The organism is Enterobacter cloacae complex sp. BZL2005 (genome assembly GCF_049238885.1).
In the GTDB taxonomy this organism is placed as follows: domain Bacteria; phylum Pseudomonadota; class Gammaproteobacteria; order Enterobacterales; family Enterobacteriaceae; genus Enterobacter; species Enterobacter roggenkampii.
This window is the reverse complement of sequence record NZ_JBMKGI010000003.1, coordinates 332108-340082: the sequence shown is the minus strand read 5'-3', so window position 1 is coordinate 340082 and position 7975 is coordinate 332108. Positions and strand designations below refer to the sequence as shown.

Sequence of the window (7975 nt, the reverse complement as noted above, 5' to 3'; positions counted from 1 at the left end):
TAAACGCCGGGTGGCGCTTCGCTTACCCGGCCTACGGGGCGAAATGTAGGCCCGGTAAGCGAAGCGCCACCGGGCAGGTTTTCAGGCACTGACCCAGCCGCCGCCCAGCGCTCTGTACAAATCAATCTGCGCCAGCAGCAGGTTGTTTTTCACCTGCACGACGCTGGTCTGGACCGAGAACAGCGTGCGCTGCGCGTCCAGCACGTCCAGATAGGAGGAGTAGCCGTTGCGATAGCGATTCTGCGCAATGCGCAGCGTCTCCTGGGCCACATCCTGCTGGGCAAGCAGCTCCGTCAGCTGTTCCTGATAGCGACTTATCGCATCAAGGCTGTTGTTCACTTCGGCAAATGCGTTACGCACGGTTTTTTCATAGGCGTACAGCGCCTGGTTACGCTGGGACTGAGAAATATCCACCTGCGCATTCAGCGCCTGGCGGTTCAGCAGCGGGGCGAGAATACTGCCTCCGACGCTCCAGAGCTGAAGCGGGTTGTCCAGCAGGCCGGAAAGGGTGCGATCCTGAACCGATCCTGTCGCGGTCAGGTTGATCGACGGCAGCAGGCTGGCGCGCGAGGCCGCGAGCGAGGCATCCGCCGCCACCAGCTGGCGTTCGGCCTGGACGATATCCGGCCTGCGGTTCAGCAGCGTAGAAGGCAGCTGCGACGGCAGCGTCAGCGGCGTTAGTGCTGCAAAGCTTTCACTGCGCGCCACGTCGCCCGGGTTGCTTCCCAGCAGCAGGCTGAGGGCATTCTCCTGCTGTGCAATCTGGTGCTGCAGCACGGGCACCTGTGCCCGCGTTGAGCGAAGTTCGGAATCCGACTGCATCAGCTCCAGGCGCGAGCTGTAGCCCGTCTCAAACTGACGCTTCGCAAGGTTAAACGCCTCTTCGCGCGATTTCAGCGTGGACTGGGTCACCCGCAGCTGCTCGTCAAGCGAGAGCAGGGTGACATACCCGGATGCCACAGACGAGGCGACGGTCAAATCCGCGGCCGCGGCGGCGGCTTTTTGCGCCGCCAGCGAGGCTTCGGCAGCGCGAGAGGTGCTGCGGTTGACGCCCCAGATATCCACGTCATAGCTTGCCGTCAGGCTCCCTTTGTACACTGTGCCGTAAACCGGCAGCCCGGTCGCCGCGGATTGTGAACGGGCGCGCGTCCCGGTTACGCCCGCGTCGAGGGAGGGAAACAGGCTGCCGTCGGCCGCATAGACCCGCGCCTGATACTCGTTTATCCGTTCGCGGGCGATCAGCACGTCGCTGTTGTGCTGTAGCGCCTGATCCACATAGCGGTTCAGGTGGTTGTCATGGAAATTACGCCACCAGAGCTGCTCCGCCGGGCTGGCAGGGCCGGAGACGGTGCGCCACTGGGTGGGGATGTGCAGCGTCGGCTGCGCCGGTTTGACGTCAACGGACTGGCATCCGGCCAGCATGACCGCCGCCACCAGCGCGGCTATCGGGCGAAGGATCATTGCTTCGCCTCCCGCGTATCAATGGTTACCTGCACCGACATACCCGGACGCAGCAGCGCGGCGTCCTCTGGCTTACCGAGCACCTCAATACGCACCGGAATACGCTGGGCAATTTTGACAAAGTTCCCGGTGGCGTTATCCGGCGTGATGGCGCTGAACTCCACGCCGGTCGCCGGGGAGATGCTCTCCACGCGGCCCTGATACGCCTTGTTGTTCAGGGCATCAACGGTGAACTTCACCGGCTGGCCGACGCGCAGCTCCGCGAGCTGGGTCTCTTTAATGTTGGCGATGACCCAGTGCTGCGGCGGCACCAGGGTGGTGAGATGGGTTCCGGCGGTCACGTAGGCCCCGAGACGCACGGCGATCTGGCCGAGCTGGCCGTCACCCGGCGCCACAATGCGGGTGTTTTGCAGGTCAATCTGCGCCAGCTCCAGCGCTGCTTTGGCGTTTTCAACATCCGCTTCCAGCGCACCGCGATTGACAATCACCGTCTGCAGATCCTGACGCGACATCTCAAGGGCGGCTTTCGCCTGGTCGATGTCGGCGCTGCCCTGGGCGGCACTGGCCAGCGCGGCGTCGCGCTCGCGAATGGAAAGCGAGCCGTCCGCCGTCAGCTCTTTCACCCGTTTTAAATCCGCCTGGCTTTTCAGGCTCTGGGCGCGGGCATTTTTCAGCGCGGCGTCATTTTTGGCGATCGTTGCTTCGGCGCTTTTACGCTGCTGCAGGTTGTTATTCAGGGCGGCAATTTTCATCGCCAGCTGCGCCTCTGCCTGATGCACCCGCTGACGATAGATACGGTCATCGATCTGCAGCAGCAGGTCGCCTTTTTTCACCTGCACAAAGTCCTGAACCTTCACCTCGGTGATATAGCCGTTCACCTGCGGGCTGATAAACGTCGTCTGGCCGCGCACGTAGGCGTTATCGGTAAACTGCGCGTGACGGGTGAACGGCGGCAGTTGCCACGCATAAAGGATCACCAGCACGCCGACAATACCGATGGCGGCGGCGGTGAAAACGGAAACAATGCGCACATTTTTGCGGGTGTTGGCCTGCTCTTTGGCGGCATCCTGCTGACTCATAAACTCTCCAGAACTCTTTCAATTATTTGTTGCCGGTGGCGTTCTTCAGCGCCAGACGGGCAGTGATGCGCAGGCGCAGCAAGCGCCATAAAATCCAGACCAGCGTGGCGGCAGCGATGCTCGCCGTCAGCAGATAAGTATCGTTATAAGCCAGAATATTCGCCTCCAGCGCGGTGACCGTTTGCAGCTGCGTTATCGCCTGGGTTCCCAGCAGCGCGCTGTCGCCAATCAGGCTTTTGTACATTTGGGTATAAAGCTGAATTCGCTCGTTGACCAGCGGGTTGAGCGTGGTGAGCTGGTCCGCCAGCAGGCTGGAGTGGTATTTCTCGCGCCAGGTCTGGAAGGTGCCGAGGATCGCGGAGCCCAGCAGGCCGCCCAGGTTCTGGCTCATGCCAAACATCACCGAGAAGCTGACCAGGTTACGCGGGTCGGCGATCACCCCGCCAATGGCGGCCAGCATAGCGGGCGCCAGGAAGAAGGCGCTGCCGAAGCCCAGCAGGAACTGGCTTACCATCAGCTGATCCGGACGGGTCAGGTTGTTGGACTGGCTGTCCAGCAGCGAGGCAACAATCATCAGCGCCAGAGACGTGATGATTGGCCACGCCAGTTTCGTCGGCTTGATGGTGCGACAGCTGGTGACAATCCCGCAGACGATCCCGGCGAAAATGGACCACGCAAGGTGCGTCATCTGCTCGTTCTGTAAGCCCACGTACTGCAGCCAGCCGATGACGCCGGTGTTCTGCTCTGCCAGCACGATACGGATCAGCAGCATAATCAGCCCCAGGCGGACGATGCTGCCGCTCGACAGCCAGCGGGTGTTCAGCAGCGGGTTGCTGCGGTTATGTTCAAAGACGATGGCTGCGACAATCAGCACCAGCGATAGCGCCAGCGACCAGCCGATCCACGGCGCTTCGAACCACCAGTCAAGGCGGCCCAGAGAGAGGACGGCACAGAGCAGGGCCATCCCGGGGGCCAGTAAAAAGAAGGTGATAAAGTCCTTCTTCTCAAAGACCTTGCGCCGGTCACCCGGCGGCAGTTTTAAGGCGATGACGCAGGCCAGGGAGATCAGCGCCAGTCCCAGCTCGAAGAAATAAAGCCCGCGCCACTCGTCCAGCTGCAGCAGCTCGGTTGAAAACAGGCGCGCCAGCGGGATGGCGAGTGATGAACCGGTGATGCCGATGGTCAGCGCCTTCAGGCGGTGCTTCGCAGGCCAGGCCTGGATCTGATAGTAAATCCCCAGCGAGCTGAGCGCGGCGGCCACCATGCCGTGCGCGGCGCGCACCATCAGCGCCGAGCTGAGATCGTTAACGAACAGGTGGAAAAAGGTGACCAGCACGTACAGCACCAGAAAACCTTCCGTAAAGGCGCGCAGGCCATACTGCTGGCGAAATTTAACCAGCAGCAGGTTGATGGAGATGTTGGTCATCACATAAACCGCGGGCAGCCAGGCGATTTCGGTTGACCAGGCGCCGAAGGTCCCCTGCAAATTTTGCAGGTTGGCGGTCACCACCGCATTGCCCAGCGCACCCGTCAGGCAGACCAGCAGGCCCACGACGCCATAGGCAATGCGTTTTGGCGTGCTGTGTTCGGGCGTGGAGGGCGAACCCAGCAGGGCGGGTTTCTCATGTGGCTGCCACTCGCGAGGAGCATAAGGGTCGCGTTCGGGCAGGCGCATAACGTCGTTTACCTTAGAAATGATTGAATAATTAGCGGGATAGCGATTCTACGACTCCCGCAAATGATAATTCAAGTGAATATGATTTACGCATGTTAATCAAATGGTGAAGGGAAATTTAAGGAAAAAGAGCGGCCCGCAGGACGGGCCGGGAAGGGTCAGAGACGTTCGGGCTGCGCCTGGATGAGAGTGGCGCGCTTAACGCGGCTGGCGCAGAAAATCGCGATTAAAGAAATGGTCACCGTGACGGCAAGATACCAGGCCACCGGCACCCAGTCGCCGTCGTATTTTGCCAGCAGGCCGGTGGCAATCAGCGGCGCGGTACCGCCAGCCAGCGCGGCACCCAGCTGATAGCCGAGCGTAATGCCGGTGTAGCGCACGTTTGCGCTAAAGATTTCAGAGCACAGCGTGCCGAGTACCGCCGTGACAGGGGCCCACAACACGCCAAAGGCGATGACCGTCGCGAGCACGATACCCCACGTGGTGCCGGTATTGAGCAGCATAAACCACGGTACGATAAACAGGCCCAGCACGAAGACGCTGATTGCGTACATGCGCTGACGGCCTACCTTATCGGAGAGCAGCCCCATTAGCGGGATCATAATGGTCGCCACCAGGGCTCCCAGCGTCACGGCTTCCAGCGCCTGCGATTTCTGATACGTCAGCGTGCTGGTGGCATAGCTCACCACGAAGGTCGAGAAGATGTAGAACGGCGCGGTTTCAACCACCTTCAAACCGGCGGCAATCAACACTTCACGCCAGTGATGTTTCAGCGTATCGCGCAGGGGAGCCTTAGCCACCTGACCGGACGCTTTGACTCGCTGAAAATCGGGCGTTTCGTCAATATCTTTGCGGATCCACAGGCCGAGCAACACCAGCACCGAGCTCAGCAGGAACGGGATGCGCCAGCCCCAGGAGAGAAAATCCTCCTCGCTAAACAGGGTCATCAGCGACACGATAAAGGTTGCCATCAGCATGCCGATGGTGACGCCCGCCTGTGGAATACTGCCGAAGAAGCCTTTACGTTTTTCTGGCGCGTATTCATAGGCCAGCAGCAGCGCGCCGCCCCATTCACCGCCGATGCCCATCCCCTGAATGATGCGCATCAGGATCAGCAGCGCAGGCGCCCAGAGGCCAATCATCTCATACGTGGGCAGCAGGCCAATCATAACGGTTGCACCTCCCATCAAAGAGAGGGTCAGCACGAGGGTTTTTTTACGTCCGATGCGGTCGCCGATGTGGGCGAAAAGTACCCCGCCGATGGGGCGAATAAAGAAGGTTAATGAGAAAGAGAGATAAGAGAGGATGAGTCCGATCACCGGATCGACCATCGGGAAAAAGATCTTATTGAAGACCAGCGCGGCCGCCGTACCGTAGAGAAAATAGTCAAACCATTCAATGGCGCTCCCGGTAAGGCTGGCGATTAACACCTTTTTATTTTTACGTAACACCGTCGTCGTACTTTCATGTTCTGTCATGACCTGAAACCCCGCCACGTTGATGATGAGAGAGGTGTCACCTGGCGCGCTTCAGGTGCAACCTGTGATGATAAAAAAGGTTGTGAAATTGTTAAGCAACTTAGGGTTGGATGTTGTCTTTGGCAAGCGCAGGGGGGATAAAACTGGTCAGATCACGGCGAAATAAGCAGCGTTGGGTGCTTTTTCATGACGCCTGCACAATACAATGTTTTGTAGAGCTGGAAATCAAAAGCATAATAGGCAGGTGCAACCCGATGATTTTTGGATGTTTCTGGTTATTTCAGAAAAATGATAAATTCGGCGCTTCAACAACGTGAGGAGATCACCATGGTTCAGCCCCATTTTCCCGTTCTGGCGGATGCCACGCTGGCGGCTTTCAATACTGTCGCCGCATGGCTGGCGCAGGACGAGCTGAGGGTGACGGGTCACGCTCCGGAGATTGATGCGGTGATTCTGGCTGGAAACGCGGTGATCCCCACCATTGATGCGGCCTGTCGTATTGCCGCCCAGAGAGATGTACCGCTTCTGATCAGCGGCGGCATCGGCCATTCGACCCCCTTTTTATATACCGCCATTGGCAATCATCCGCGTTACCACACCGTACCGGTCACCGGGCGGGCCGAAGCGAGCATTCTTGCCGACATTGCGCGGGCGTTCTGGCAGATCCCCGAGGCGCGTCTGTGGGTTGAGGATCGCTCCACAAACTGCGGCGAAAACGCGCGCTTTAGCTGGAACATGCTGAAACAGCATCATCGAACGACCGGGCGGGTGCTGGTGGTGCAGGATCCGACGATGCAGCGCCGCACGATGGCGACGTTTGCCCGCGTGTGTCGTGATGAGCCCATTTCGCCGCAGTGGGTCAGCCATCCGGGGTTTACGCCGACGCTGCAAAACGGTAACGAGGGCGTGGAATTCAGCGAGGGCCACACCGGCCTGTGGCCCGTTGACCGTCATCTTTCACTGGTTATGGGGGAGCTGCCGCGCCTGTATGACGACGCTAACGGCTATGGCCCGGCCGGGCGGGATTATATTGCTCACGTTGAATTCCCTGAGGCCGTCACCGCCGCGTGGAAACAGCTACAGCAGGATCCTGTCCTGAAGGGCGCACGTAAAATAATTTAGGCTCGGAACAATCCCCTCGCCCCATTGGGGAGAGGGTGAGGGGGGAAATCACAGCGCCGCAAACTTATCCAGCGTCCGCACCAGCTGCGTCACAAACCCATACTCGTTGTCATACCAGGCAACGGCTTTCACCAGCTGAAGGTCTCCCGCTTCTGACACCTCCGTCTGCGTGGCGTCAAACACCGAACCATAATGCGAGCCAATCACATCTGACGACACAATCTCTTCATCGGTATACCCGAACGATTTATTGCCCTGAGTGGCCTTTTTCAGCGCGGCGTTGATCTCCTCAACGGTCACTTTCTTGCCCAGAATGGCCACCAGTTCGGTAACGGAGCCCGTTTTAACCGGCACGCGCTGGGCGTGGCCTTTCAGTTTGCCGCTGAGCGCAGGGATCACCAGACCGATGGCCTTTGCGGCGCCGGTGGTGTGCGGAATGATATTCTCTGCCGCCGCCCGGGAGGCGCGAAGATCTTTCCCGCGCGGGCCATCCACCAGCGCCTGGGTACCGGTATAGGCATGAATGGTGGTCATGGTGCCCACCTTAATTTCAAACGCGTCGTTCAGGGCTTTTGCCAGCGGGGCGAGGCAGTTGGTGGTGCAGGAGGCGACGGAAATAATGGTATCACTGGCGTCAATGGTCTCGTCGTTCACGCTGTAGACGATGGTTTTCATGTCCCCCGCGGGCGCAGAGATCAGCACCTTCTTCGCGCCCGCGTCCAGGTGCGCCCGTGATTTCTCTTCAGACGTATAAAAGCCGGTGCACTCCACGACGATATCCACGCCCGCGGCTTTCCACGGAATGTGCTTTGCCTCTTTTTCGGCATACACTGCGATGGTTTTACCGTCAACGATCAGCGCATCCTCGGTGAAATCCACGCTCCACGGGAAGCCACCGTAGTTGGAGTCGTGCCTGAGCAGGTAGGCCAGCACTTTTGGAGAGGTGAGGTCGTTGATGGCGACGACGGTATTACTGTCCTGGGTTTCAAGAAGGCGGCGCAGAACAAGACGTCCGATGCGTCCAAATCCGTTAATGCCAATTTTACTCATGGTGTTCTCCTGTAAACGTGTCGATGTGACAGTTTGAACTCATCCAGGCTTAGACCATCACGGGCAGGGCGGCAATTGAAGATGCTTCATGCGGGAGGATGTATTTGAAA

The 7975-nt window shown here is 59.2% G+C and carries 6 protein-coding genes; 1 reads left to right on the top strand and 5 read right to left on the bottom strand.

From position 1 onward, the window contains the following. Positions 1 to 81: 81 nt before the first annotated feature. The 4 genes from ACOTXI_RS08960 to ACOTXI_RS08945 all read right to left on the bottom strand — a co-directional run bounded on the left by ACOTXI_RS08960 (position 82) and on the right by ACOTXI_RS08945 (position 5693). A complete protein-coding gene (locus ACOTXI_RS08960; protein ID WP_058653749.1) occupies positions 82 to 1461 on the bottom strand; it encodes an efflux transporter outer membrane subunit in 1380 nt (459 codons plus the stop codon). Then, on the bottom strand, positions 1458 to 2540 hold the full coding sequence (locus ACOTXI_RS08955; protein ID WP_058653748.1) for an HlyD family secretion protein: 1083 nt from the start codon (positions 2538 to 2540) through the stop codon (positions 1458 to 1460). The genes ACOTXI_RS08960 and ACOTXI_RS08955 overlap by 4 nt, the downstream gene beginning before the upstream one ends. 22 nt (positions 2541 to 2562) lie before the next feature. Further along, entirely contained in the window at positions 2563 to 4215 is a 1653-nt protein-coding gene (locus tag ACOTXI_RS08950) for an MFS transporter (protein WP_058653747.1), read from the bottom strand. A gap of 158 nt (positions 4216 to 4373) precedes the next feature. Further along, positions 4374 to 5693 (bottom strand): MFS transporter, encoded by a 1320-nt coding sequence (locus ACOTXI_RS08945; protein ID WP_044596393.1) that lies wholly within the window; start codon positions 5691 to 5693, stop codon positions 4374 to 4376. A gap of 327 nt (positions 5694 to 6020) precedes the next feature. Between ACOTXI_RS08945 and ACOTXI_RS08940 the strand changes: the two genes are divergently transcribed. Continuing rightward, positions 6021 to 6815, top strand: coding sequence for a YdcF family protein (locus tag ACOTXI_RS08940; RefSeq protein WP_058653746.1), 795 nt, complete (start codon positions 6021 to 6023; stop codon positions 6813 to 6815). Positions 6816 to 6863: 48 nt separating this feature from the next. On the opposite strand, the gene gap is transcribed toward ACOTXI_RS08940, so the two are convergent. Beyond that, on the bottom strand, positions 6864 to 7865 hold the full coding sequence (gene gap, locus ACOTXI_RS08935) for a type I glyceraldehyde-3-phosphate dehydrogenase (protein ID WP_023327422.1): 1002 nt from the start codon (positions 7863 to 7865) through the stop codon (positions 6864 to 6866). Between the last annotated feature and the right edge of the window lie 110 nt (positions 7866 to 7975).